Source organism: Cupriavidus sp. GW822-FHT03E04, assembly GCF_058801495.1.
Map to the genome: position 1 here is coordinate 1 of NZ_JBXANI010000043.1, position 25209 is coordinate 25209.

General features: G+C 66.6%; 23 protein-coding genes. 14 read left to right on the forward strand and 9 right to left on the reverse strand.

Translation table 11 applies throughout. The annotated features are described in order from the left end of the window. Nucleotides 1–239: 239 nt before the first annotated feature. Nucleotides 240–1016 (reverse strand): enoyl-CoA hydratase, encoded by a 777-nt coding sequence (locus AC1RQC_RS37730; RefSeq protein ID WP_492811681.1) that lies wholly within the window; start codon nt 1014–1016, stop codon nt 240–242. 206 nt (nt 1017–1222) lie between these two features. Here AC1RQC_RS37730 and paaG point away from each other — a divergent pair, with 206 nt between their 5' ends. From paaG to paaK, 3 genes are read left to right on the forward strand one after another with little or no spacing between them, the layout of a single operon-like run. Further along, on the forward strand, nt 1223–2035 hold the full coding sequence (gene paaG, locus AC1RQC_RS37735) for a 2-(1,2-epoxy-1,2-dihydrophenyl)acetyl-CoA isomerase PaaG (protein ID WP_477134854.1): 813 nt from the start codon (nt 1223–1225) through the stop codon (nt 2033–2035). Between the two features lie 52 nt (nt 2036–2087). Beyond that, nucleotides 2088–2534, forward strand: coding sequence for a hydroxyphenylacetyl-CoA thioesterase PaaI (paaI, locus tag AC1RQC_RS37740; RefSeq protein ID WP_416049769.1), 447 nt, complete (start codon nt 2088–2090; stop codon nt 2532–2534). 57 nt (nt 2535–2591) lie between these two features. Then, entirely contained in the window at nt 2592–3893 is a 1302-nt protein-coding gene (gene paaK, locus AC1RQC_RS37745) for a phenylacetate--CoA ligase PaaK (protein ID WP_492375961.1), read from the forward strand. 65 nt (nt 3894–3958) lie between these two features. Here paaK and mltA read toward each other — a convergent pair whose 3' ends face one another. Continuing rightward, a complete protein-coding gene (gene mltA, locus AC1RQC_RS37750; protein ID WP_492831588.1) occupies nt 3959–5137 on the reverse strand; it encodes a murein transglycosylase A in 1179 nt (392 codons plus the stop codon). An 88-nt stretch (nt 5138–5225) separates the two neighbouring features. Between mltA and AC1RQC_RS37755 the strand changes: the two genes are divergently transcribed. Next, complete coding sequence (locus AC1RQC_RS37755) at nt 5226–5453, forward strand: hypothetical protein (RefSeq protein ID WP_043349921.1); 228 nt, start codon at nt 5226–5228, stop codon at nt 5451–5453. Nucleotides 5454–5478: 25 nt separating this feature from the next. Here the strand turns inward: AC1RQC_RS37755 and apaG are convergent, their stop codons facing one another. Then, a complete protein-coding gene (apaG, locus tag AC1RQC_RS37760) occupies nt 5479–5853 on the reverse strand; it encodes a Co2+/Mg2+ efflux protein ApaG (protein ID WP_006162582.1) in 375 nt (124 codons plus the stop codon). Between the two features lie 166 nt (nt 5854–6019). Here apaG and rpe point away from each other — a divergent pair, with 166 nt between their 5' ends. The 8 genes from rpe to AC1RQC_RS37800 all read left to right on the forward strand — a co-directional run bounded on the left by rpe (nt 6020) and on the right by AC1RQC_RS37800 (nt 13482). Next, entirely contained in the window at nt 6020–6730 is a 711-nt protein-coding gene (gene rpe / locus AC1RQC_RS37765) for a ribulose-phosphate 3-epimerase (RefSeq protein WP_492375959.1), read from the forward strand. Then, nucleotides 6727–7458, forward strand: a complete 732-nt coding sequence (gene gph, locus AC1RQC_RS37770; protein ID WP_492886515.1) for a phosphoglycolate phosphatase — start codon at nt 6727–6729, stop codon at nt 7456–7458. Before rpe ends, gph begins: the two co-directional genes overlap by 4 nt. A gap of 460 nt (nt 7459–7918) precedes the next feature. Continuing rightward, the gene (gene trpE / locus AC1RQC_RS37775) at nt 7919–9436 is read left to right on the forward strand and encodes an anthranilate synthase component I (RefSeq protein WP_492811674.1); all 1518 of its coding nucleotides are present in this window, start codon (nt 7919–7921) and stop codon (nt 9434–9436) included. Nucleotides 9437–9460: 24 nt separating this feature from the next. Next, nucleotides 9461–10030, forward strand: a complete 570-nt coding sequence (locus AC1RQC_RS37780) for an aminodeoxychorismate/anthranilate synthase component II (RefSeq protein WP_006162587.1) — start codon at nt 9461–9463, stop codon at nt 10028–10030. A gap of 68 nt (nt 10031–10098) precedes the next feature. Next, the gene (trpD, locus tag AC1RQC_RS37785; protein WP_006162588.1) at nt 10099–11127 is read left to right on the forward strand and encodes an anthranilate phosphoribosyltransferase; all 1029 of its coding nucleotides are present in this window, start codon (nt 10099–10101) and stop codon (nt 11125–11127) included. 35 nt (nt 11128–11162) lie between these two features. Then, nucleotides 11163–11966: an indole-3-glycerol phosphate synthase TrpC gene (gene trpC / locus AC1RQC_RS37790; protein ID WP_043349935.1), complete on the forward strand. Its 804-nt coding sequence runs from the start codon at nt 11163–11165 to the stop codon at nt 11964–11966. 19 nt (nt 11967–11985) lie between these two features. Beyond that, nucleotides 11986–12624, forward strand: coding sequence for a CYTH domain-containing protein (locus tag AC1RQC_RS37795; RefSeq protein WP_492886517.1), 639 nt, complete (start codon nt 11986–11988; stop codon nt 12622–12624). A 54-nt stretch (nt 12625–12678) separates the two neighbouring features. Then, entirely contained in the window at nt 12679–13482 is an 804-nt protein-coding gene (locus AC1RQC_RS37800) for a uracil-DNA glycosylase (RefSeq protein ID WP_492886518.1), read from the forward strand. 34 nt (nt 13483–13516) lie between these two features. Here AC1RQC_RS37800 and AC1RQC_RS37805 read toward each other — a convergent pair whose 3' ends face one another. Next, nucleotides 13517–13789: an acylphosphatase gene (locus AC1RQC_RS37805; protein ID WP_174428369.1), complete on the reverse strand. Its 273-nt coding sequence runs from the start codon at nt 13787–13789 to the stop codon at nt 13517–13519. A gap of 314 nt (nt 13790–14103) precedes the next feature. On the opposite strand from AC1RQC_RS37805, the gene AC1RQC_RS37810 reads away from it, so the two are divergent. Together AC1RQC_RS37810 and AC1RQC_RS37815 are read left to right on the forward strand one after the other, a co-directional pair. Next, nucleotides 14104–15858, forward strand: coding sequence for an ABC transporter permease (locus tag AC1RQC_RS37810; RefSeq protein ID WP_492811667.1), 1755 nt, complete (start codon nt 14104–14106; stop codon nt 15856–15858). Nucleotides 15859–15939: 81 nt separating this feature from the next. After that, nucleotides 15940–17286 carry an ABC transporter ATP-binding protein gene (locus AC1RQC_RS37815; protein ID WP_492811665.1) on the forward strand — a complete coding sequence of 449 codons (1347 nt, stop codon included), beginning with the start codon at nt 15940–15942 and terminating at the stop codon, nt 17284–17286. A 105-nt stretch (nt 17287–17391) separates the two neighbouring features. On the opposite strand, the gene AC1RQC_RS37820 is transcribed toward AC1RQC_RS37815, so the two are convergent. The 5 genes from AC1RQC_RS37820 to AC1RQC_RS37840 all read right to left on the reverse strand — a co-directional run bounded on the left by AC1RQC_RS37820 (nt 17392) and on the right by AC1RQC_RS37840 (nt 24926). Beyond that, entirely contained in the window at nt 17392–19878 is a 2487-nt protein-coding gene (locus AC1RQC_RS37820; protein WP_492886520.1) for an FUSC family protein, read from the reverse strand. A gap of 35 nt (nt 19879–19913) precedes the next feature. Next, nucleotides 19914–21719 carry a M61 family metallopeptidase gene (locus tag AC1RQC_RS37825; RefSeq protein WP_492886522.1) on the reverse strand — a complete coding sequence of 602 codons (1806 nt, stop codon included), beginning with the start codon at nt 21717–21719 and terminating at the stop codon, nt 19914–19916. Nucleotides 21720–21763: 44 nt separating this feature from the next. After that, nucleotides 21764–22753: an acrylyl-CoA reductase (NADPH) gene (gene acuI, locus AC1RQC_RS37830; protein ID WP_492811659.1), complete on the reverse strand. Its 990-nt coding sequence runs from the start codon at nt 22751–22753 to the stop codon at nt 21764–21766. A gap of 89 nt (nt 22754–22842) precedes the next feature. Then, a complete protein-coding gene (locus AC1RQC_RS37835) occupies nt 22843–23592 on the reverse strand; it encodes a DsbC family protein (protein ID WP_492811658.1) in 750 nt (249 codons plus the stop codon). Between the two features lie 71 nt (nt 23593–23663). Continuing rightward, a complete protein-coding gene (locus AC1RQC_RS37840; RefSeq protein ID WP_492886524.1) occupies nt 23664–24926 on the reverse strand; it encodes a UbiH/UbiF family hydroxylase in 1263 nt (420 codons plus the stop codon). Nucleotides 24927–25209 lie beyond the last annotated feature (283 nt).

A 25209-nucleotide genomic window follows, 5' to 3' on the forward strand; every position in this document is an offset into this window, starting at 1 on the left:
ACCACCCCTGCCAACCCCGCAACCCTTGTCCCGTCTGCTTTGCAGCGGTGTTTCGTGTTGCGAGGGGGCGAATCATATGCGCCTCCCCGGACCTTGGCAATCGTTTTGTCACATGAGTATGCGATGCATGCCGAAGGCGCGGGAATAACCCATTGATCTATAAAGAAAATACAGCCCGCTTAACCCGTACCGGAAGGTGAATACCCGATGAAGTTACTCGGGTATTCACCTATCAAGTTTTAGCGATGCTTGAAATTGGGCGCCCTCTTCTCCACAAAAGCCGCCATCCCTTCCTTCTGGTCTTCCGTCGCAAAGGTGGAATGGAACAAACGGCGCTCCAGGTGCACGCCCTCGGAAAGGCTGGTCTCGTAAGCCGCGTTGATCGACTCCTTGATCATCATCACCACCGGCAGCGAGAAGCCGGCAATGGTCTCGGCGGCGGCCAGCGCATCGTCGAGCAGCTTGTCGGCGGCAACCACGCGCGACACGAGGCCGGCGCGTTCGGCTTCCGCCGCATCCATCATGCGCGAAGTCAGGCACAGGTCCATGGCTTTGGCCTTGGAGACCGCGCGCGGCAGGCGTTGGGTGCCGCCGGCGCCGGGCATCGTGCCCAGCTTGACTTCGGGCTGGCCGAAGCGGGCGGTATCGGCGGCAATGATGATATCGCACATCATCGCCAGTTCGCAGCCGCCGCCGAGCGCGTAGCCCGCCACGGCCGCGATCACCGGCTTGCGGATGCGGCGAATCGTTTCCCAGTTGCGCGTAATGTAGTCGCCCTTGTACACATCCATATAGGAGTACTTAGCCATCATGCCGATATCGGCGCCTGCGGCAAAAGCGCGGTCGCTGCCGGTGATCACGATGCTGCCGATGGCTTCATCGGCGTCGAACGCGAGCAGCGCCGCGCCCAGCTCATCCATCAGCGCATCGTTGAGCGCGTTCAGGGCCTTGGGGCGATTCAGCGTCACCAGGCCAACGCGCCCGCGCGTTTCGACCAGAATGTTCTCGTACGGCATGTGTTCTCCTCTTGGAATGGGAAGTCGGAAAGCGGAAAGTGGATCGATTCGTTACCCTGCGAGACGATACTCGCGTGTGGAAATTAGTGCTACCATTTGCCGACCGACTGGTCGGTTAATTTAAGCGGCGATCCGGATCCCCTTATATATAGGAGTGACCGCGTGCCACCGGACATAGCCTCCACTGACATGGCAGGAGACGAAAGATGCCAGATACGCCCCCGCAAGCCAGCCTGACTTCCGGCCCGATACTGCTCGCCTGGCATGGCCAGGTTGCGGTCATCACGCTGAACCGCCCCGACAAGCTCAATAGCTTTACCCGCGAAATGCACGCCGTGCTGCAGCAGGCACTCGACCATGTGGAGGCCGGCGGCGCCCGCGCCCTGCTGCTGACCGGTGCCGGGCGCGGCTTCTGCGCGGGGCAGGACCTGGCCGACCTGGATTTCACGCCCGGCGCCATGACCGACCTGGGTGAGTTGATCGATGTGTGGTTCAACCGGCTGGTCCGGCGCCTGCAAAAGCTGCCGCTGCCGGTGATTGCCGCCGTCAACGGCACGGCGGCCGGCGCGGGAGCCAACCTGGCGCTGGCTTGCGACATGGTGCTGGCGGCGCGCTCGGCCAGCTTTATCCAGGCCTTCGTCAAGATCGGGCTGGTGCCGGATTCTGGCGGCACTTGGCTGCTGCCCAAGCGCATCGGCATGGCCCGCGCCATGGGCTTGGCCATGACGGGCGACAAGCTCAGCGCCGACGAGGCCGAGAAGTGGGGGCTGATCTGGGAGGCAATGGACGATCCGCTGTTGCCCGAGCAGGCGCTGGCGCTGGCCACGCACCTGGCGGCCCAGCCGACGCGCGCCCTGGCCGCCATCAAGCAAGCCATGTACGTCGGCGCGAGCCAGGGGCTCGATGCCCAGCTCGACCTGGAACGCGACCTGCAGCGTGAGCTGGGCGCGTCGCACGACTATGCCGAGGGCGTGAACGCCTTCCTGGAAAAACGCGCACCGCGCTTCACCGGGCGATAGGATCGCCAATACCGCAGCGCGGCGCAGCCAACAGCCCGAACAGGAGACCAGCTTGACCCACAATCCCCAGGCCCTCGCGGAAAGCGCCGCCGCCAGCATGTACGAAGCCGACACCTGCAGCCGCTGGCTGGGCATCATCGTCGAGGCCGTGCGGCCCGGCTACGCGCGCTTGTCCATGCCGGTGCGCCGGGAGTTCCTCAACGGCCACGGCATCTGCCACGGCGGCCTGATGTTCACGCTGGCCGACTCGGCCTTTGCCTTCGCCTGCAACAGCCACAATATCAATACGGTGGCGGCAGGCTGCAGCATCGAGTTCCTCAAACCCGTGCAAGGCGGCGACGTGCTGACGGCAGAAGCCACGGAGCAGGTCCTGTCGGGCCGGCATGGCATCTACGATATCCGGGTGACCAACCGCGCCGGCGAGCCGGTGGCGATGTTCCGCGGCAAGTCCGCGCAGATCAAAGGGCATGTGGTCACCCCGCCGGACGCGGCGCAGTGATGCCTGGCCCGGACACATACAAATACAAGCAAACATAAGCCCCGCGCAGGAGACACCATGACGCGCCTGACAGATCTGCCGCTCGAGCCGATCGAGACCGCCAGCCGCGACGCATTGCAGGCGTTGCAACTGGAACGCCTGCAATGGTCGCTCAACCACGCCTATCAGAACTCGCCGGTCTACCGTCGCAAGTTCGATGCCGCCGGCGTTCACCCGAACCAGATCCGCACGCTGGCCGACCTCGCCCGCTTCCCGTTCACCACCAAGCAGGACTTGCGCGATAGCTACCCATTCGGGATGTTCGCCGTGCCGCAGGACCGCGTGGCACGCATCCATGCCTCGTCGGGCACAACCGGCAAGCCCACGGTGGTGGGCTACACCTTGAAGGACATCGACACCTGGGCCACGGTGGTGGCGCGCTCGATCCGCGCGGCCGGCGCGCGGCGCGGCGACAAGGTGCATATCAGCTACGGCTACGGGCTCTTTACCGGCGGACTGGGCGCGCACTATGGCGTGGAAAAGGCAGGGCTCACCGCGATCCCGTTCGGTGGCGGCCAGACGGAGCGGCAAGTGCAGCTGATCCAGGACTTCAAGCCGGAAGTGATCATGGTCACGCCCAGCTACATGCTGGCCATCGCCGACGAGTTCGAGCGCCAGGGCATCGACCCGACCTCCAGTTCCCTCAAGGTCGGCATCTTCGGCGCGGAACCGTGGACGCCCGAGATGCGCCTGGCCATCGAGAAGCGCATGGGCATCTCGGCGGTGGATATCTACGGGCTGTCGGAGGTCATGGGGCCGGGCGTGGCCAGCGAGTGCGCGGAGACCAAGGATGGCCCGACCATCTGGGAGGATCATTTCTACCCGGAGGTGATCGATCCCGTCACCGGCGAGGTGCTGCCCGACGGCGAATTCGGCGAGCTGGTCTTTACGTCGCTGTCCAAGGAGGCCCTGCCGATCGTCCGTTACCGGACCCGGGATCTCACCCGGCTGCTGCCCGGCAGCGCCCGCGGCGCCTTCCGCCGCATGGAGAAGGTGACCGGCCGCACCGACGACATGATGATCATCCGGGGCGTCAACGTGTTCCCCTCGCAGATCGAGGAGTTGATCCTCAAGCACGCCGAACTGGCGCCGCATTACCAGTGCGTGCTGACCAAGGATGGCCATCTCGATGTGCTGACCGTGCGTGTGGAATGCGCACATGGCGTAGACCCGGCGGCCACGCATCAGGCCAGTGCCCAGCTGACCTACGACATCAAGGCCTTTATCGGCGTGACCGTTGGCATCGAGATCCTGCCTAGCGGCGGCGTGGAGCGTTCGGTGGGCAAGGCGCGGCGCATCGTCGACCAGCGCCCGCGCTGAAGCTTTGAAGTAGAGAGGTAGCAGCAAGGGCCGGCCAAGAAATGGCCGGCCCTTGCTTTCATGCCCTAGCTACGCGGCATCAGCACCCACATGCGCCCGCCCTGCTTCATCCGTCCGGCGGTCTCGCCAGCTGCATCGCCAGCCCCCCAGAAGAAGTCAGCCCGCACCCCGCCCTTGATGGCGGAGCCCGTATCCTGCGCAAACATCAGGCGCTGGATCGGCTCGGACGACAGCGGCCGCGTGGTCGAGAGGAAGACCGGCACGCCCAGCGGGATGGTGGCGGGATCGACCGCGATGGAGCGCTCGGCTGTCAGCGGCACGCCCAGCGCGCCGACCGGGCCATCGTTATTAGGCGGCAGCTCGCGGAAGAACACGAAGCGCGGGTTCACGTTGAGCATTTCATCCACGCGCCCCGGGTTGGCCCGCGCCCAGGCCTTGATGCCTTGCATGGTGGCCTGCGCCGGCGTGATCTCGCCGCGGTCGAGCAGCCACTTGCCAAAGGAACGGAACGGCTGGTCGTTAGTGCCGCCGAAGCCCACCCGCATGACGCTGCCGTCCTGCAGGCGGATCCGGCCAGAGCCCTGGATCTGCAGGAACGCGGCTTCCACGGGATCATCCACCCAGACCAGTTCCTGGCCGCGCAGGGCCGGGTTCTGCAGGAGTTCGCCGCGCGCCGGCAGCGCCCGGTTGCCCCATTGGGGCGGCTTGCGATACAGCGGGACCTGGTACTGTCCCTGGCGCGTGCGTGCGCCGTGCAGGATCGGCTCGTAGTAGCCGGTGATCAGCCCGCTATCGGTGCCATCGCCGTTGACCACGCGAAAGGGCTGGAAGTTGGACTCGAAGTAGGCGCGCATCGCGCCCAGGTCGCCGGCGTCGACCATCAGGCCGAGCGCGCAGACGCGGTTCCACTCGGCGCGCTTCTTCAGGGCCTGGCAACTGGCCTGCAGCGCCGGCCAGGCGGCGCGCATGTCGTCCTGGCTCCAGCCGCCGATCTCGCCCCAGCTGGCGGCTTGCAGCACGCCCTTCTGGGTGGAACCGGTCGGCGGCGCCACGGGCCGGGTGCCCGGGCCCTCGATGCGCGGCGGCGGGCCGCTCATGCAGCCGGCCAGCAGCGTGGCGGCGGCCGCAAGCCCGAGCCAGCCGAGCCGGCGGCTGCGGGCAGCGGTATCTGCCTGTCCCGACGAGATGCGGGGACACGAAAAAGGAAGTCGGAAAAGGGAATGCAGGGAATGCAGGTATGCCATCTTGATTGGGTGAAAACTCAGCGTATCGCGGCCGGACGCATCTGCCGATGGCCTACAATGCCCACCGTCGCCTCCACGTAGCCCTGTCATGAGCAAGTTCTTTGAAGCCCATCCCATGCTGCTCTTCGCCCTCGAGGCCGGACTGGCGCTCTTCCTGCTGATCTTCATCGTGGTCTGGACCATGGGCACGGCCAAGAAGAACCCGCGCCCCAGCCGCGCGCCGGACGATCATCCGTCGCGTGCGGGCCATGGAGGAAATGCGGGACAAGGCACGGCGCGTACCCAACAGGATCAGGACAGCGCTTCAGGCCAATAGGTTCCGCCGCGTTCAATACAACGTCTCAGTGCAACATGCGCGGCAGGACCAGCGCAAACTCGGGGATCGGCACCTCGAAGCGATGGCCATCCTCGGCCACGCAGAAATACTCTCCCTTCATCGAGCCCACCGGGGTCGAGATGGTGGCCCAGCTGGTGTACTCGAAATGCTCGCCCGGCTTGAGCAGGGGCTGGTGCCCGACCACGCCAAGGCCAGCCACTTCCTGGGTGCCGTTGTCGCTATCGGTGATGACCCAGTGCCGGGAGATCAGCTGCGCAGCCACCTCGCCGGTATTGTGGATCGTGATGGTGTAGGCGAAGGCATGGCGCCCGCGCTCAGGGTCGGACTGGTCGGCCAGGTACTGGGTACGTACGGCCACGGAAAACGCGTATTCGCTCATTGTCGACACATTAGAGGCGGGATCAGGGTAGCCGCATTGTGCGGCATGGCTCCGGGGGCGGCAAGCTAAGCCGCCGCAAGCAGCCTGTCCGGTGGCAGCGGCGCCCCGCGCGGGGAGGGTAAAATACCGGCTTCCCCCTTGAAGCACCCTCCTTTCGAGCCCCGCCATGAGCACGCCCACCTACCGCATCGCCCCGTCCATCCTGTCCGCCGACTTTGCCCGCCTGGGCGAGGAAGTGCGGCGCGTGACCGCGGACGGCGCCGACTGGATCCATTTCGACGTGATGGACAACCATTACGTGCCGAACCTGACCGTGGGCCCGCTGGTGTGCGAGGCGATCCGCCCCCACGTGAGCGCCCCGATCGACGTGCACCTGATGGTGCGCCCGGTGGACCGCATCATTCCGGACTTCGCCAAGGCAGGCGCCAATATCATCACCTTCCACCCGGAAGCCAGCGAGCATATCGACCGCTCCCTGGCGCTGATCCGCGAACACGGCTGCCAGGCCGGCCTGGTGTTCAACCCGGCCACGCCGCTGCACCACCTGGACCACGTGATGGACCGCATCGACGTGATCCTGCTGATGTCGGTCAACCCCGGCTTCGGCGGCCAGTCCTTCATTCCCGAGACGCTCAACAAGCTGCGCGCAGCCCGCAAGCGCATCGACGCGTACGCCGAGCGCACCGGACGCCGCATCCTGCTGGAAGTGGACGGCGGCGTGAAGATCGACAACATCGCCGAGATCGCCGCGGCGGGAGCCGACACCTTTGTCGCCGGTTCCGCCGTGTTCAGCAAGCCGGACGCCGACGGCGGCTACAAGGGCGTGCTGTCGGCCATGCGCAGCGAGCTGGCCAAGGTCGGCAAGGCAGGCCAATGAGCTCGGTGCAGATGAAGCGCACCGACTGGCGCGGCATCCACGGCGTCATCGTGGACCTGGACGGCACCATGGTGGACACCGCCGGCGACTTCCACGCGGCGGTCAATGCCATGCTGAAGGCGCTGGTCCACCTGCATCCGCAGCTTGGCAACGCCGCGCCGATGAGCAAGGAAGAGATCGTCAGCTTCGTCGGCAAGGGCTCGGAGAACCTGATCCGGCGCGTGCTGGATGCGCGCATCTCGCCAGCCCACGCCAACGGCATGTTTGCCGATGCGCTGGCGCTGTACGACCGGGAATACCTGCGCATCAACGGTCAGTTCTCGCAGGTCTACCCCGGCGTCGCCGAAGGCCTGGCGGCCCTGAAGGCAGCTGGCCTTCGGATGGCCTGCGTGACCAACAAGCCACACAACTTCACCGAGCCGCTGCTGGCCAAGACCGGCCTGGGCCGGTTCTTCGAGCTGGTCTACGGCGGTGACGCCTTCGCCCTGCGCAAGCCGGATCCCCTGCCCCTGCTCAAGGTCGCCGAGGCATTCCGCCTGGAGCCGGCCGCAATGGCCGCGATCGGCGACTCGGAAAACGATGCGCAGGCGGCGCGCGCGGCGGGCATGGGAGTGCTGCTTGTGCCCTACGGCTACAACCACGGCAATCCTGTACAAGGCGTTGACGCCGATGGTATAGTCGATTCCATTGTTCGCGTTGCCGAGCTGTTGGCGGCACACCGGGCATGACCCCGGCGGCCGCAAGGCCGCCGAAGCCAAAGCACCACCCAATATCCAAACCATAAATCGCTGAACACGATTTCATGTTTCTGAACCGCAAACGCATCTCTTCTGGCAGTGATCGGCAGGCCTGGCCCTGGCGTCGCTGGCGCGCCTCCCAACAGGCGTAAAGTGCGTTCGCGAGTCTCCTGACCGCCCCTTTCCCGCATCCCCGCGATGCATTTGCACCAGGATGGGGCCGGCCAGACCGGCAGGTTGCCGGACCTTCTCTGATTTTCCAGCCGCCCGACATCCAGCCCTTGTGCCGGTGTCATCCGAACGCGCTGCACGCCCACCCCGGCCGTGCGTGGACACTCGTCCGCGCCATGGTCTCTCCGGGGCGGGTCTGACGACCTTCCAGCCCCAAGTTGCCGACATCGCGACGTGCGCCATACTGCAATGACAGGCGCCGCTGCACAAGAGGATCGACATGACCGAACTGGAATTCAAATCGCTGGCCGAGCAGGGCTACAACCGTATCCCCCTGATCGCCGAAGCCTTCGCCGACCTGGAAACGCCGCTGTCGTTGTACCTGAAGCTGGCGCAATCGCAAACGCGCGGGGTCAACACCTTCTTGCTGGAATCCGTGGTGGGCGGCGAGCGCTTTGGACGCTACTCGTTCATCGGCCTGCACGCCCGTACGCTGCTGCGCGCCTCGGGCATGCGCACCGAAGTGGTCACGGATGGCCGCGTGGTGGAAACCCACGAAGGCAACCCGCTCGACTTCATCGCCGACTTCGAGAAGCGCTTCAAGGTGGCGCTGCGCCCCGGCCTGCCGCGCTTTTGCGGCGGCCTGGCCGGCTACTTCGGCTACGACGCGGTGCGTTATATCGAGAAGAAGCTCGCCAACACGCAAAAGCCGGACGACCTGAACCTGCCCGACATCCAGCTGCTGCTGTGCGAAGAACTGGCCGTGATCGACAACCTGTCCGGCAAACTCTACCTGATCGTCTACGCTGACCCGACCACGCCGGAAGCTTACGCCCGCGCCCGCCAGCGCCTGCGCGAGCTGCGCATGAAGCTGCGCCAGCCGGTGGACGTGCCCATCACCAGCCCCTCGGTGCAAACCGACGTCTACCGCGAATTCGACAAGGCCGACTACCTCGCCGCCGTGCACAAGGCCAAGGAATACATCATGGCTGGCGACATGATGCAGGTGCAGATCGGCCAGCGCCTGGTCAAGCCGTACCGCGACTCCCCGCTGACGCTGTACCGCGCGCTGCGCTCGCTGAACCCGTCGCCTTACATGTACTTCTACAACTTCGGCGACTTCCAGATCGTGGGCGCCTCGCCCGAGATCCTGGTGCGCCAGGAAACCCGCCGCGTGGGCAACAACGGCGACCAGCGCGAGGATCACATTGTCACCATCCGCCCGCTGGCCGGTACCCGTCCGCGCGGCAACACGCCGGAGAAGGACGCGCAACTGGCCACCGAGCTGCTCAACGACCCCAAGGAAATCGCCGAGCACGTGATGCTGATCGACCTGGCGCGCAACGACATCGGCCGCATCGCCGAGATCGGCTCGGTCAAGGTCACCGACCAGATGGTGATCGAGAAATACTCCCACGTGCAGCATATCGTCAGCTCGGTGGAAGGCACGCTCAAGCCCGGCATGAGCAACCTCGACGTGCTGCGCGCCACCTTCCCGGCCGGCACGCTGTCGGGCGCGCCCAAGGTGCACGCGATGGAGATCATCGACGAGCTGGAGCCGCGCAAGCGCGGCATCTACGGCGGCGCGGTGGGCTACCTGTCCTTCGGCGGCGAGATGGACCTGGCCATTGCGATCCGTACCGGCATCGTCAAGGACGGCAATCTCTATGTGCAGGCCGCCGCCGGCATCGTTGCGGACTCGGACCCCGAAGCCGAATGGAGGGAAACCGAAGCCAAGGCGCGTGCCGTGATCCGCGCCGCCGAGCAGGTCCAGGACGGCCTGGACTCGGATATCTAAGGTAAAGGGAACAGGGGAACCGCCATGCTGCTGATGATCGACAACTACGATTCGTTTACCTACAACATCGTGCAATATTTCGGCGAACTCGGCGCCGACGTGCGCACCTATCGCAACGACGAAATCACGCTGGAAGAGATCGAGGCGCTCAAGCCCGACCATATCTGCGTCTCGCCCGGCCCGTGCAGCCCGCGTGAAGCCGGCATTTCCGTGGCAGTGCTGCAGCACTTTGCCGGCCGCATCCCGATGCTTGGCGTGTGCCTGGGCCACCAGGCCATCGGCGAAGCCTTCGGCGGCAAGGTGATCCGCGCCAAACAGGTCATGCACGGCAAGGTCAGCCGCATCGAGACCACGCAGGAAGGCGTGTTCGCCGGCCTGCCCAAGCACTTCGACGTGACGCGCTATCATTCCCTGGCGATCGAGCGCGAGACCTTGCCGGATTGCCTGGAAGTGACGGCCTGGACACCGGATGGCGAAATCATGGGCGTGCGCCACAAGACGCTCGCCATCGAGGGGGTACAGTTCCACCCCGAGTCCATCCTGTCCGAGCATGGCCATGCCCTGCTGGCCAACTTCGTCAAGGCGCCCCGATGAGACTGCTCGATACGCCTGACGCGCCCGTCCCTGGCGCGGCCCACACCAACGCAAAGACCGAGACCGCCATGTCCATCACGCCCCAGGAAGCCCTCACCCGCTGCATCGAACACCGCGAGATCTTCCATGACGAGATGCTGCACCTGATGCGGCAGATCATGCAGGGCCAGATGTCGCCGGTGATGGCCGCGGCCATCCTGACCGGCCTGCGGGTCAAGAAGGAGACCATCGGCGAGATCTCGGCGGCGGCGCAGGTGATGCGCGAGTTCGCCAACAAGGTGCCCGTCAAGGACCGCGAGAACTTCGTCGACATCGTCGGCACCGGTGGCGACGGCTCGCACACTTTCAACATTTCCACCGCGTCGATGTTCGTGGCGTCCGCTGCCGGCGCGCGTATTGCCAAGCACGGCAACCGTGGCGTGAGCTCCAAGTCGGGTAGCGCCGACGTGCTGGAGGCGCTGGGCGTGAACATCATGCTGACACCGGAGCAGGTCGGGCACTGCATCGAGCAGACCGGCATCGGCTTCATGTTCGCCCCTACCCATCACCCGGCCATGAAGAACGTCGCCCCGATCCGCAAGGAAATGGGCGTGCGCACCATCTTCAATATCCTGGGCCCGCTGACCAACCCGGCCGACGCGCCCAATATCCTGATGGGCGTGTTCCACCCCGACCTGGTCGGCATCCAGGTACGCGTGATGCAGCGCCTGGGCGCGCGCCATGCGCTGGTGGTCTACGGCAAGGACGGCATGGATGAGGTCTCGCTGGGCGCCGCCACGCTGGTGGGCGAACTCAAGGACGGCGAAGTGCGCGAGTACGAAGTCCACCCCGAGGATTTCGGCCTGCAGATGATCTCTAACCGCGGCTTGAAGGTGGCCGATGCCACCGAGTCCAAGGAAATGCTGCTGGAAGCGCTCACCGATGTGCCCGGCACCCCGCGCGAAATCGTCACGCTCAACGCCGGCACGGCGCTGTACGCGGCCAATGTGGCCAGCTCGATCGAGGACGGCATCCAGCGCGCGCGCGAGGCCATCGCCAGCGGCGCGGCGCGCGAGAAGCTCGACCAGTTCGTGCGCGCCACGCAGCAGTTCAAGTAAGCCAGAGCCATCCAGCCCCGCGAGAGAATTACCGCATGTCCGATATCCTGCAGAAAATCCTGGCCGTGAAGGCCGACGAAGTGAACGCGGCGCGCAAGAAGCGCGACCTGCCCAGCCTGCGTGCCGAGGCCGAGAGCCTGCGCGCCGAGCCGGGCCTGGCGCCGCGTGGCTTCGAACGCGCGCTGCGCGAGAAGATCGCCGCCGGCAACGCCGGGGTGATCGCCGAGGTGAAGAAGGCCTCGCCCTCCAAGGGCGTGCTGCGCGCGAACTTCGTGCCGGAGGCCATTGCCGAGAGCTACGCCACGCATGGCGCGGCCTGCCTTTCCGTCCTGACGGACGTGAACTTCTTCCAGGGCCACGCCGAATTCCTCAAGCGCGCCCGCGGCGCCTGCCCGTTGCCGGCCTTGCGCAAGGACTTCATGATCGACCTGTACCAGGTCTATGAAGCGCGCTGCTGGGGCGCTGACGCCATCCTGCTGATCGTGTCCGCGCTGGACCCGGGCCTGATGGCCGAACTGGAAGCCTGCGCGCATGAGCTGGGCATGGACGTGCTGGTGGAGGTGCACGGCGGCGAAGAGCTCGACGCCGCGCTGCGCCTGAAAACGCCGCTGCTGGGCGTGAACAACCGCAACCTGCGGACCTTCGAGGTATCGCTCGACAACACGCTGGACCTGCTGCCGCGCATTCCCGACGACCGCCTGGTGGTGACCGAATCCGGCATCATCGGCCCGGACGACGTGCACCGCATGCGTGACGCCAATGTGCACGCCTTCTTGGTGGGCGAGGCCTTCATGCGCGCGCCCGACCCGGGTGTCGAGCTGGCCCGCCTGTTCGCCTGAACGGAAACATAAAATCACAATGGCCCAGGAAATCGAACTCAAGCTGGCGGTGCCAGATGGTGCCATGCCGGCGCTGGCGGCCTGGCTGGATACACAAGGACAGGCGCGCGGCGAGCATACGCTGCTCAACGTCTACCTTGACACGCCCGCGCGCGACCTCGCCAGCGCCCGTGCCGCCCTGCGGCTGCGCCGCCGCGGCGAGCAATGGCTGCAGACGCTGAAGACCGCCGGCAAGAGCGAAGCCGGGCTGGCCGCCCGCCACGAATGGGAAACCAAGGTGGCGGCAGAAGCCATCGAGCTTGACGCCTTCCCGCCCGAGGCCCGTGCCCTGCTGGCGCCACTGGCCGCCACCCTGGCGCCGGTGTTCCGCACCGATTTCGCCCGGCGCACCTGGCTGGTAGAACAGGACGGGGTGCGCATCGAGGCCGCGCTCGACGTCGGGACGATTTCAGCGCCGGGAAGCTCCGCACGCGAGGCGATCCAGGAACTGGAACTCGAGTGGCTGCCTGGCGCCGCCGGCCATCCCACGCAAACACAGGCGGAAGCCGCACTGCGTGCGCTGGCGCTGCGCCTGCAGCACGTTGCGCCCCTCAAGCCGTCCGACCAGAGCAAGGCCGCGCGCGGCTATCGGCTCGCCGCCGGTGCCGGCCGCGCCTGAGCTGGCGCGCCTGCGCCCTCTCGCCCCTCCAAAAAAACCAGGTACTCCTCCCGCATGACCAAGCACAACAGCGCACAGGCCGACCTGTTCGCAGCCCCGGCCGCGGCCGCAGCCGAAACCGAAAACGCCACCGTGCCTGCCCCTGCCGCCGCCAGCCTGTCGGAGCAAGCCGCGGCGCTGCCAGCGGCCTGGCGCGCATTGCTGGCCCCCTGCATGAACACCACCGGCTGGCAGGAGCTGGCCGCCTTCGTCGACGGCGAGCGCGCCAGCGGCAAGCCGGTCTTTCCGCATGACGTGTTCCACGCCTTGCACCTGACACCGCCCGAGACCGTCAAGGTAGTCATCCTTGGCCAGGACCCGTATCACGGCACTGGCGTGGTCAACGGTAGCGAGATTCCGCAGGCGCATGGCCTGGCCTTCTCGGTGCCGGACGGCGTGCGCGTGCCGCCCAGCCTGCGCAACATCTTCAAGGAAATCGCCGCGGAGTATGAGGGCGGCGCTGCGCCGGCCTCCGGCAATCTCGAAGGCTGGGCGCGCCAGGGCGTGCTGCTGCTCAACACCGTGCTGACGGTGGAGCAAGGCCAGGCCGCCAGCCACGCCAAGCGCGGCTGGGAAGCGGTGACCGACTGCCTGATCCAGGCCCTGTCCGCCGCGCGCCCGAACCTGGTCTTCCTGCTGTGGGGCAGCCACGCGCAAGCCAAGAAGCCCTTGCTGGCCGGCACGCACTGCGTGCTGGAAGCGCCGCATCCGTCACCGCTGTCGGCACACCGGGGTTTCCTGGGCTGCGGGCACTTCCGGCTGGCCAACGATTGGCTGCAACAGCACGGCGCCGCGCAGGTGGACTGGCGCGCCACCTGAGCCGCCGGGCAGCCGCCTGCCTGCCGGGCACGTCTCAAGCGGTCGGCAGGCAGTCGAAATCCTCAAACTCACCTGCGCCGGGCAACGCCACTAGCGCGTTGACCTGCGCGTCCGGCGGCCCGCGCCGCATCCAGTTGCAAAGGGCCTCCAGCCGATCCGGCGGCCCATAGGCCATGACCTCGACCGAGCCATCGTGCCGGTTGCGCACCCAGCCGTTGATGCCGAGCGCCCCGGCCTGCCCCGCGCAGGCCACGCGGTAGCCCACGCCCTGCACCCTCCCCTTGACCACGATGTGCCATGTTTCCATCTGGCTTCCCCTTGCCGCGCGCGCGCGCTGAAACATCCGTTGAAACGGTTACGACACGCATAACAGGTAAACTAGACCGCCATGCAAAGCGTTACCAGTAAGGGCAGGCCAACACAGGTAACGTCCGCAGCACAACGACGCGCAAAGCGCGCCCTGTCGACAACCCGAAGACCCTGTTCACAACCTGAGCCAGCGCAGCGCAAGACGTCCACGCCCTGGCTGGCACCACCGATCCGATCCATCCAGGCCCCCGGAGCGCCCGGCCACATCCGGCCCATACGGCAACCGCAGCCAACGTTTCCACTGCCAAGATAATGCAGCAAGCCGAACACGACCAGGCCAGCTCGGTCACTTCCCGTGGCTACGCCAGCCAGCTGCTGACCGCGCCGCCGAACCGCTTCGACCTGGCGCTGCTGCCCATCATCCTGGCGGTGATCGTGCTGGTGGCCTTTGCCGCCCGTCAGATGAACGTGCCCTACCAGCCCGGCGAGCCGCTGGATGTGCACCTGGACATCGCCTACCTGCCCTACTACCTCATGCGCACCAGCATCCGCATGATGATTGCGCTGGGCGCCTCGCTGCTGTTCTCCTTTGCCTTCGCGGCGCTCGCCTCCAAGAACCGCACCGCCGAAAAAGTGATGGTACCGGCGCTTGACATCCTGCAGTCGATCCCGGTGCTGGGCTTCCTGTCGATCACCGTGACAGGCTTCATCGCGCTGTTCCCCGGGAGCCTGGTCGGGGTGGAATGCGCTGCCATCTTCGCCATCTTCACCTCGCAGGCCTGGAACATGGCGTTCAGCCTGTACCAGTCGATCCGCACCATCCCGAGCGACCTGGTGGAAGCGGCAGCCATGTTCCGGCTCTCGCCGTGGCAGAAGTTCTGGCGCCTCGAAGTGCCTTTCGCCATGCCGGGCCTGCTGTGGAACATGATGATGTCGATGTCCGGCGGCTGGTTTTTCGTGGTGGCGTCGGAAGCCATCTCGGTGTCTGGCAACGACATCCGGCTGCCGGGTATCGGCTCCTACATCTCGCTGGCGATCCAGCAGCAGAACCTGGCGGCGATCGGCTGGGCCATCCTGGCCATGCTGATCGGCATCATCCTCTATGACCAGTTGCTGTTCCGGCCGTTGATTGCCTGGGCCGACCGCTTCCGCTTCGAGACCATGGCGCAGGAGACCGAGCCGCAATCGTGGCTGCTCAACCTGCTGCGCCGCTCGGAATGGGTACGCGTGCTGCTGGGCCGCACGGCGGCGTTGGCCGAGCGCACGCTGGCCTGGGGATCCGGGCGCAAGGCGGTGGCACCGAAGGCCAACGATGGCCGGCGCGCCATATGGATCGAGCGTGCCGGCAACGTCATCATCATCCTGATTGCCATGCTGGCGCTGTATCGCGTGATGCACTTCGTGCGCACCGAGGTGGGTTGGGCGGAGGTTGGCCATGTGCTGTGGCTGGGCACGCTGACCATGGTGCGGGTGATCGTGCTGATCGCGCTGGCCGCGGTGATCTGGGTACCGATTGGCATCCGCATCGGCCTGAACCCCAGCGTGGCGCGTATCGCCCAGCCGGTAGCGCAGTTCCTGGCTGCCTTCCCGGCCAACCTGATGTTCCCGCTGGTGGTGATGCTGATCGTGCGCTTCGGGCTGAACCCGGAGATCTGGCTCAGCCCGCTGATGATTTTCGGCACGCAGTGGTACATCCTGTTCAATGTGATTGCCGGCGCGTCCGGCATCCCCACCGAACTCAAGCTGGCCGCGCGCAACTTTGGCCTGCGCGGCTGGCTGCTGTGGAAGCGCTTTCTGGTCCCGGCGGTGTTTCCCAGCCTGCTGACCGGCCTGGTGACCGCGGCCGGCGGCTCGTGGAATGCGAGTATCGTGTCCGAGTACGTCACCTGGGGCGACCGCACGCTGGTCGCCACGGGTCTTGGCAGCTATATCGCGGAGATGACCTCCAAGGGCGACTTCCCCCGCATCGCGCTGGGCATCGGCGTGATGGCGATCTTCGTGGTGGGCTTCAACCGCCTGCTGTGGAACCGCCTCTACCTGCTGGCGCAGGAACGCACGCGTCTTTGAGCCGCCATACGCCGTCCCTTGCGGCCATGCGCACCCAATACGCCACCCATTTGAAGCCCTGAATCTGAACGGAACTCCATCATGGCAAGCCCCACCGCAGACGCAACCGAATCCGTAGTAGAGCTGCGCGGCGTCTCGAAAATCTTCCGCACCGCGGACCGCTCGGACCGCGCCGTGCTCGAAGGCGTGGACCTGACCCTCAAGCGCGGCGAGATCGTCGCCATGCTGGGCAAGTCCGGCTCTGGCAAGTCCACCCTGCTGCGCATCATGGCCGGGCTGGTCGGCGCCGATCGCGGCGAGGTGTGCTTTCGCGGCCAGCCGCTGCGCGGCACCGCCGAAGGCATCGCCATGGTGTTCCAGTCGTTCGCGCTGTTTCCCTGGCTAACCGTGCAGCAAAACGTGGAGCTCGGGCTGGAAGCCCAGGGCGTGCATAAGGAAGAACGCGCGCGCCGGGCCGAGGCGGCGATCGACATGATCGGGCTGTCGGGCTTCAACAGCGCGCTGCCGCGCGAGCTCTCCGGCGGCATGCGCCAGCGCGTGGGCATTGCCCGTGCGCTGGTGACCGAGCCCGACCTGCTGCTGATGGACGAGGCCTTCTCCGCGCTCGACGTGCTGACCGGCGAGACCCTGCGCGACGAAATGCTCGACCTGTGGGAAGACGGCCGCACCAATATCAAGTGCATCCTGATCGTCTCGCACAATATCGAAGAGGCGGTGATGATGGCCGACCGCATCGTGATCCTGTCGAGCGACCCGGGCCGTATCCGCGCCGAGGTGAAGATCCCGTTTCCGCGCCCGCGCAATCGCGACTCTTCCCAGGTACGCGGGCTGATCGACGAGGTCTACACACTGATGACGTCGCCCGCGGCGATGGGCCCGCGCGTCACCGCGCTGGCGGCTGCGCGCGATATCGGCTACCGCTTGCCGGATGCCGACATCAGCCAGATGGAGGCCATTCTCGACCTGCTGTGCGAAGCACCCTTTTTCGGCAGGGCCGACCTGCCGCACCTGGCCGAGGAAGCCGGGCTCACCGACGATGACCTGCTCCCGGCCTGCGAAGCGCTGCACCTGCTGCAACTGGCCACCATCGAGCGCGGCGACATCAGCGCCACCGGCCTGGGCCGCGCGTACTACGAGACGGAACCGCCCGAGCGCAAGGTGCTATTCGGCAAGCAATTATTGCAACACGTGGCACTGGCCGCGCAAATCCGCCGCGAGCTGGAGCAGTCCGAGGACGGCGAGATCCGCGAGGAACACGTGCTGCGCGAGCTCGAAGCCTTCCTCAAGCCGGACGAGGCCGAACGCGTGCTGACGCTGGCAATCGAATGGGGCCGCTATGGCGAGGTGTACGAATACAGCTACAACAGCGGCATGCTGACGCTGCCCCGCGAGGAGCAGCCGGCGCCGGGCACGGGCACGCAGACCTGATTGGCGCGGCCCGGATTTCTTGGTGTCTTGGCGGCCGATTCAGCATGAAGCGAAGCGGTTCCGGCCAGGCGCGCCAGCATCTTTCGGAAACGGCCTCTTCGGTTCCTAGCGCTCGCGCATGGCCCTGCCGATCGCGCCGGTGCGCAGGGCGATCTTGGCGGTGTCCTCGCGCAGCGCGCGCAGGCGGCGCTCCAGGATGGCATTGGCGGTGCGCCCGGTGGAGCTCGCCGTGCTGGCGAAGTTGCCGGCTTCGCTGGCAGCCCGGCTCAACTCGCCCGAGGCCGCGGCCTGCACCAGCACATCGGCGCGGCGGCGGTCGGCCGAATCAGCCAGGCGGGCGCGACGCTCGCTGGCGTCTTCAGCCGCGGGCGGCGCGGTGAGCGCTTCCGTGGCGATGGCCGCATCGGCGGCGCGCACAGCCCGGGCATCGGACACCGCCGCCACGTCAGCACCACCGGCACCATCGGCAACACCAACGGCGACCGCCACGTTGGCCCCAACGCGATCGTTCGCGAGCCCTGCCGTCTCCGTGGTTTTCACCGGCGCCTTCGCCTTCGCCGGGTCCTTCACCGTGCGGATGAAACCCGCGCCCCGCCCGCCGGCACGATCGTCCTCGGCCAGCCGTTCGCTGGCCAGCTGCAGGCTGTTGGCTGCGGCATCGGTGGCCTGGCGGATGGCGGCTTCGGCGGCCGGCAGGTCCAGCTCGCCGTAGTGCTCGCGCACCTGGATGCGCGCCGCGGCCACGTGCGCCGCCACCAGGTAGTTCTGCACGATGAAGCGGTTCAGGTTGTCCACCGCGCGATGCCGGCTTTTAGGCTCGTCGAGCATGCGCTGGAACGACCCGATCAGCGCGGACAGGCTGTCCATGAACTGCTTGCGCTGCACCCGGTAGGCAAAATCGTCCTTGGCCACGCGCAGCAGCAGGTCGCGCGTGGCGGCAATGTAGCGGCGGTTGGCATGCAGCACGTTCTCCACCAGCGCGGGCAGCGCGCGGTATTCCCAGCTGGGCAGCACAAAGCTGAACACCGTGGCGATCACGCCGCCGATCACGGTATCGATCAGCCGCTCGCCCGCGACCGTGGAACTGCCCGGCACCAGCAGGTTGATCTGGATCAGCACCTGCACGCAGGCGGCAACAGCCGTGTAGCGGTACTTGATCGTGGAGAACGCCGTGCTGGCCACCAGCGCCAGGAACAGCACGCCCAGCAGGATCAGCGGCTGGTGCACGACCTTGAGCACGCCCACCGCAATCACGCAGCCGATCAGCGTGCCGATCAGGCGGTCGTTGTAGCGCTGCTTGGTCATGCTGAAATTGGGCTTCAGGATGACGATGATGGTCAGCAGGATCCAGTAGCTGTGCGACACATACGGCAGGTGCTCCGCAATCCACAGCCCCGCGCCCACCGCCATGGTGATACGCAGCGCAAAGCGGAACGCCGGCGACTTCCAGTTCAGGTTGTCGCGCAGCACCTTGAGCTCGTAGCGCTGGCGCGTCAGGAACGGTGTCATGTCCGGCCCGGGCAGCACCTTGCTAGGCTCCACCGGCGTGCGCGATGCCTCGTGCAACTGCTCCACCAGCACGATGGCGCCCTTGATCATGTCGAGCGTTTCCGCCGCCGCCGTCATCGCCGCCGGGTTGATGTGGTGGTAGCGCAATTGCGCGATCTCGTGCGCGACGGCGCGCAGCTCTTCCCGGTAATCCACGGAAGCGTAGGAGGGCCGGCCGCGGGTGATGTCGTAGGCGATCCCCTCCACGTCCTTGCACATCAACTGCACCAGGCGGCGCAAGTGATCGAGTACCGGCGTGCTGCCAAAGGTCTGGCGCAGCAGCGGGTAATCGGTATTGGTGGAGAGGATGTACTCATACAGGTCCAGCATGCGCATGTGGACCTGCACCAGCAGCCCGTCATGCGTAGTGCGGTTGCCGCGCAGCACCAGGTCACGCGCGGCCTGCTGGCGCTCCGCCACCACGATCTGCTGGCGCACCAACTGGTTGAACAGCGCCTCGTAGTCGTTGCCGGCATCGTAGAAGCCTGCCTTGATCTCGAGGTACCCGGCCATCTCGTACAGCGACTCGGCCAGCACCTGCTGCTTGGTGCGCCGCTGCGTGGCCCAGCTCACCGCCATCGCGTACGCCATATAGGCCACCGCGCCGATGCCGAACAGCAAGGAATGCTCGAGCGCGCGCCGCACCACGAAGTCCTCGTTGATGGTGAGCGTCATGACGAACAAGGCCGAGAACTGCAATGGCAAGGTCTTGTTGCCATACACCGTCATCATGCCGGCCATGAAGGTCACCAGCACCAGCACCAGCGGCATCACGCGCGGGAACGGCGTGGCCATGGCCACCACCAATGTCACCGCCGTGCACAGCAGCACGCTGGCCAGCATCTCGTTGAACTTGTGGTTGAACGGGCTGGGCAGATCCATGAGGCTGGTGCACAGCGCGCCCATCGACACCACCATGGCGGTGGGCAGGTCCGCGAACTGCAAGGCGATCAGCGTGGCGCCGATCACCCCGGTCGCGGAGCGCAGCCCGCGATACACATAATGCGAATAAACGAAGGTGCGGGCGTCGTGCGCGTATTGCATGTGGTGGCGATCGGCGGCGTTGGGGGCTATTCGGCCTACAGGCCCAGCCAGCGCGCACGCATGGCCTGGCGGCCGCCTTCGGCCGTCACGGTGTACTGCACCGCCGGCTCGCGCGCGAAGGTCAGCGGCAGCACATGCAGCTCATCGCGGCGGAACACATGGCACTCGGCGCTATCGCCGTCGCGGTAGCGCGCCAGCAGCTTGTCGAGCTGGCCAGGGGCTACACGCAGGCCGTCCACCGCGGCCAGCAGGTCGCCCGCCGAGATCCCGGCCGCCTGTGCCGCGCCGCCGTCGAGCACCTGGGTCACGCGCACCCAGCCATCCTCGGTCTTGGTCTTGATGCCGAGCGCGGCGTTGCGCTCTGGCTTGGCCGGCACCGCCTTGATGCCGAAGGGCTTGAGGAGCGCGGCGAGTTGCAGCTCGCCGGTGCCTTCGGTGAGCGAGCGCAGCAGCGCGCCCAGGCGCAGACCGCTGACCTCGTCGAACAAGGCGTGCACCTCGGCCTCGGTCACGCCGCGCTGCTGCGCGCCTGGCGCATAGAAGCCGCTGCCGTAGCGCTGCCACAGCGCGCGCATGATGTCGTCAAGCGAGCGGCGGTTGCGGGTCTTGGTGCGGATGGTGAGATCCAGCGCCAGGGCAACGAGCGAGCCCTTGGTGTAATAGCTGACGATGGCGTTGGGCGCGTTTTCGTCCTGGCGGTAGTACTTGGTCCAGGCATCGAACGAGCTATCGGCCACGCTCTGCTTGGTGCGGCCGTTGCCGCGCAGCACGCCGTTCCAGGTCTTGGCCAGCAGCTCCACGTACTGCTTCTCGGTGATGCGGCCGCTGCGCACCAGCATCAGGTCATCGTAATAGCTGGTGAAACCCTCGAACAGCCACAGCAGCGGCGTGTAGGTTTCCTCGCGCAGCCGGTAGGGCACGAACGCCGCGGGCTTGATGCGCTTGACGTTCCAGGTATGGAAATACTCGTGGCTGCACAACCCGAGGAAGGTGCGGTAGCCCTCGGTGGCGTCAGCCTTGCCGCGTGCCGGCAGGTCAGCGCGCGCGCACATCAGCGCGGTGCTGGCGCGATGCTCCAGGCCGCCGTAGCCGTCCGTCGTGACCATGGTCATGAACACGTAGCGGCGGTTGCAGTCGAGGAACGGCGCGGCCTCTGTCTTGGGCTCGAACAGGCGGATCTGCGCTTCGCAGATCTGCTTCAGGTCGCGCAAGACGCGCTCGAGATCGAGCTGCGGCACACGGCCCGTGAACACCACGTCGTGCTGGGCGCCGCAGGCGCGGAAGCTGCCCATGGTGAAGTTGCCCATCTCAACCGGGTGATCGACCAGTTCGTCGTAGTCGGCCACCTGGTAGCGGCCGAAGCCGTAGCGCTTGGCGCCGCCGCGGCCGGGCGCCTCGCGCATGGCCGTGGCGACCCGCCAGCCGGCATAAGCCTCGCCGGCGGGTGCATGGATATCGACCGTGCAGGGCTGGTCTTCCTGCCCTTCGGCGCAGAGGAAGACCGAGCTGCCGTTGAAGAAGCCGTGCGTGGCGTCCAGGTGCGCGGCGCGCACCGACAAGTCCCAGGCGTAGACCTCATAGCTGAGCGTAAGCGGCCCGTCCACCGGGGCCGCCTGCCAGCTCTGCTTGTCCAGCTTGGTCAGCACCACCCGCTTGCCGCCGGCCTGAGCACGGATGCGCACGATATTGCGTGCGAAGTCACGGATCATGTAGCTGCCTGGAATCCACGCCGGCAGGTAGAACTGCTGGCCGGCGGGATTGGGGGCGTCTACCGTGACGGTGACGGCGAACAGGTGCGCTTCCGGTTGAAGCGGGGCAATGGCGTAATGGATCGGCTTCATGAGCGTGATTGTAGCGCCATGCCCGCCCCGGACTACGCGCCGGCTCAGGCGTTGACGTTCACCACCACGCGGCCGCGCATGCCACCGTCGACGATCTTGCGCCCGGCCTCGATCGCCTCCGACAAGCCGATCTCGCGGGTGATCGCGCGCAGGCGATCCGGTTCCAGGTCCCGCGACAGCCGCTGCCAGGCCTGCTCGCGCAAGGCCATCGGGGCCATCACGCTATCGATGCCATAGAGCGTGATGCCACGCAGGATGAAGGGCGCCACCGAAGCCGGGAAATCCAGCCCTTGCGCCAGCCCGCACGCGGTGACCGCGCCGCCGTAGCGCACCTGCGCGCAGGCATTGACCAGCGTGTGCGAGCCAACCGAATCCACCACCGCAGCCCAGCGCTCCTTCTGCATCGGCTTATTGGGCTTGCCCAGCTCCGTTCGGTCGATCACCTCGACCGCGCCCAGCGCCTTGAGGAAATCCGCTTCGGCCGTCTTGCCGGTGGAGGCCACCACGCGATAGCCCAGCTTCGACAGGATGGCGATGGCCACCGAGCCCACGCCACCCGAGGCGCCGGTCACCAGCACCTCGCCATCGCCCGGCTTGATGCCAGCGCGCTCCAGCGCCAGCACCGACAGCATGGCGGTATAACCGGCAGTGCCAATGGCCATGGCCTGCTGCGTGGTGAAGGCAGCCGGCAGCGCCACCAGCCAGTCGCCCTTGAGGCGGGCGCGCTGCGCCAGGCACCCCCAGTGCGTCTCGCCCACGCCATAGCCGTTGAGCACGACCTTGTCGCCGGCCTTCCAGCGTGCATGCGTGGATTCCAGCACCGTGCCGGCACCATCGATGCCCGCCACCATCGGCCACTTGCGCACCACCGGCGAGCGGCCGGTAATGGCCAGCCCGTCCTTGAAATTGATGGTGGAGTAGTCGATGGCCACCAGCACGTCGCCCTCGGCGGGCAGGCTGGATTCGTCGAGCGCGGTGACGGCGGCCTGGGTCGCGCCGTCGGCCTGGGTCAGCAGCAATGCCTGGAACGTCATGGAGTCTCCTTCCGGTTCTTGATTGTTAACCAAAGACGACCGGCCGGCTCCGGCGCGGCAGCGCCGGGAAGGCCGCCGGCGCGACGTGCTTACTTCTTGAGGCTGGCGAGCTTGCGCTCGAGCGTGGCAGCGTCGGCGGCGCCGGGAATGCGGGTGCCGTCCATGAAGAACACGGCTGGGGTGCCGGTGATGTTCAGGCTCTGGCCAAGCGCCAGGTTGTCATCCACAGGGGTTTTGCAGCTGCCGTTGCCGGTCAGCGCCACATGGCTGATCATCCAGTCGCGCCACGCCTTGGTGCGGTCGGCCGCGCACCACACCTGCTTGGCCTTCACCGACGAATCCGGCGACAGCACCGGGTACAGGAAGGTGTAGACCGTGATGTTGTCCATCTGCTGGAACGTCTGCTCGATGCGCTTGCAGTAACCGCAGTTGGGGTCGGAGAACACCGCTACCTGGCGGCTGCCATCGCCCTTGCTCCACTTGATCGCGCGTGCCAGCGGCAGGTCCGACCACTTGATGCGGTTGATATCGGCCAGCCGCTCCTCGGTCAGGTTGGTGCCGGTCTTGGAGTCCACCATCTCGCCGTTGATGATGTAGCGGCCGGTGGCATCGGTGTAGACCACCTGACCACCGATGTTGACCTCGAACAGGCCGGGCACGGGAGTCTTGGCCACGCTCTTCACTTCAGCGCGCCCGCCCAGCATCTTTTGCACCGATTCCTTGATGCGGTCGGTGCCGGGCTCGCCCGCCGCCATGGCGTGCAGCGCGAAGCCGGCAGTCGCAATGCCGCCAACGATGGTGGCGGACAGGGCGGGACGGCGGCGCAGGAAATGCAACATGATGACTCCAGTAATTCGATGATTCGGTTCGCGCGAGCGAGCTCGGGATTCAGGGTTCAAGGGTCGGGCGCTCAGCCCAGCGCGCGGCCGATAAGAAAACGCTTGAGCAGCGACTGGCCGCCCACGACCCGCATGCCGGCATTGCGCACCGTGCGCGCCACGCCGCCAGGCAGGGAAAACAGCCGATGCAGGCCATCGGTAGCCGCCGTCAGCGACAACAAATCGGTGGCGCGCGCGCGCTCGTAGCGGCGCAGCAAGCGCAAGTCGCCTTCTGCGCGGAAAGACTCTTTGGCGGCCATCACGCGGCCAAGTTCCGCCACATCGCGCAAACCCAGGTTCATGCCCTGCCCCGCCAAGGGGTGCACCACGTGGGCGGCGTCGCCCACCAGCGCCACGTGCGGCTGCACAAACTGATCGGCGCGCTGCAGCACCAGGGGGAAGCCCTGCGCCGGCGTCATGCAGCGCAGCGCGCCAAACTGGCGTCCCACGGCGCCGCTGGCGGCCTGCATCACGGTATCGGCCAGCGCCTCGGGCGACAGCGCCAGCAGCTCACTTGCATGGGCATCGTCGGCCGACCACACCATCGACACGCGCCGGCCCGGCAACGGCAACAACGCCAGGATCTCGCCGTTAGCCGGCTCCTCGTCCGCCATCAGCTTGGGCGGCGTGCCCAGGAACCACTGCCAGGCCGTGTCCTGGTGCGGCAGCTCGCATTCAAAATTCGCCACGACGCCAAGCTGGCGATAGTGCCGCTTGGTGACCGGAATGTGGCATTGCTCGCGTACCCACGAGCGCGCGCCATCGGCGCCCACCACGCAAGCCGCGCGCACCTTGTCGCCACCGGCCAGGGTCAGCGTCACGCCATCATGGTCGCGCGCGAACGCCGCAGCGGTATCGTCATGCCAGTGCACCTGGGGCTGGAAGCGCAGCGCGGTATCGAGCACGCGTTCCACATGGCCGGATTCGATGATCCACGCCAGTTGCGCCACAGTGGCCGCGTAGGCCGAGAAATGGAGATCACCGGCAGCCGAGGCATTCGCCTGCGCCGCGCTCGCATCGCCGAACACGCGCATGTCGCACACCGGCTGCATCCGCGCCGGGTCCAGCGCCTCCCACACGCGCAACCGCTCAAGCAAGGCTTGCGAGCTCGCCGAGAAGGCGTAGATACGGCTGTCCCACTGGCCAGGATCCGGCGCGGCCGCGCCGGCAGGCAATCGCGGCGCGATCAGCGCCACCTGCATGCCCTGCTGGGCCAGCAACAACGCGCAAGCCTTGCCGACGATGCCGCCGCCAACCACGGCAACCTGGAAACGGGAGGGAGATGGACGAGTCATGCGTGGATTATAGCCACCCCGGCACGATGGCTTTGGTGCGCCCTCGCGCGCATGAAGCGGCGCCCAGGCGCCTGCGGCAAAGGGGCACACGCCCGCGAGGCGCACAAATTCAGCAGGCGGCAGGCGCGGCCGGCCGGTTCAGCGCAACGTCCGGCGAGGTTACAATAGCCATCTTTCTGATGGCACCCCAGCACAAAACCGGTGAGCAACGCCCCGCTTTGGCTGTGTTGTCTCGTGCTGAACCCTCCCCTCTGCGTCCCCATCGCTGCGCCATTCCATTGCG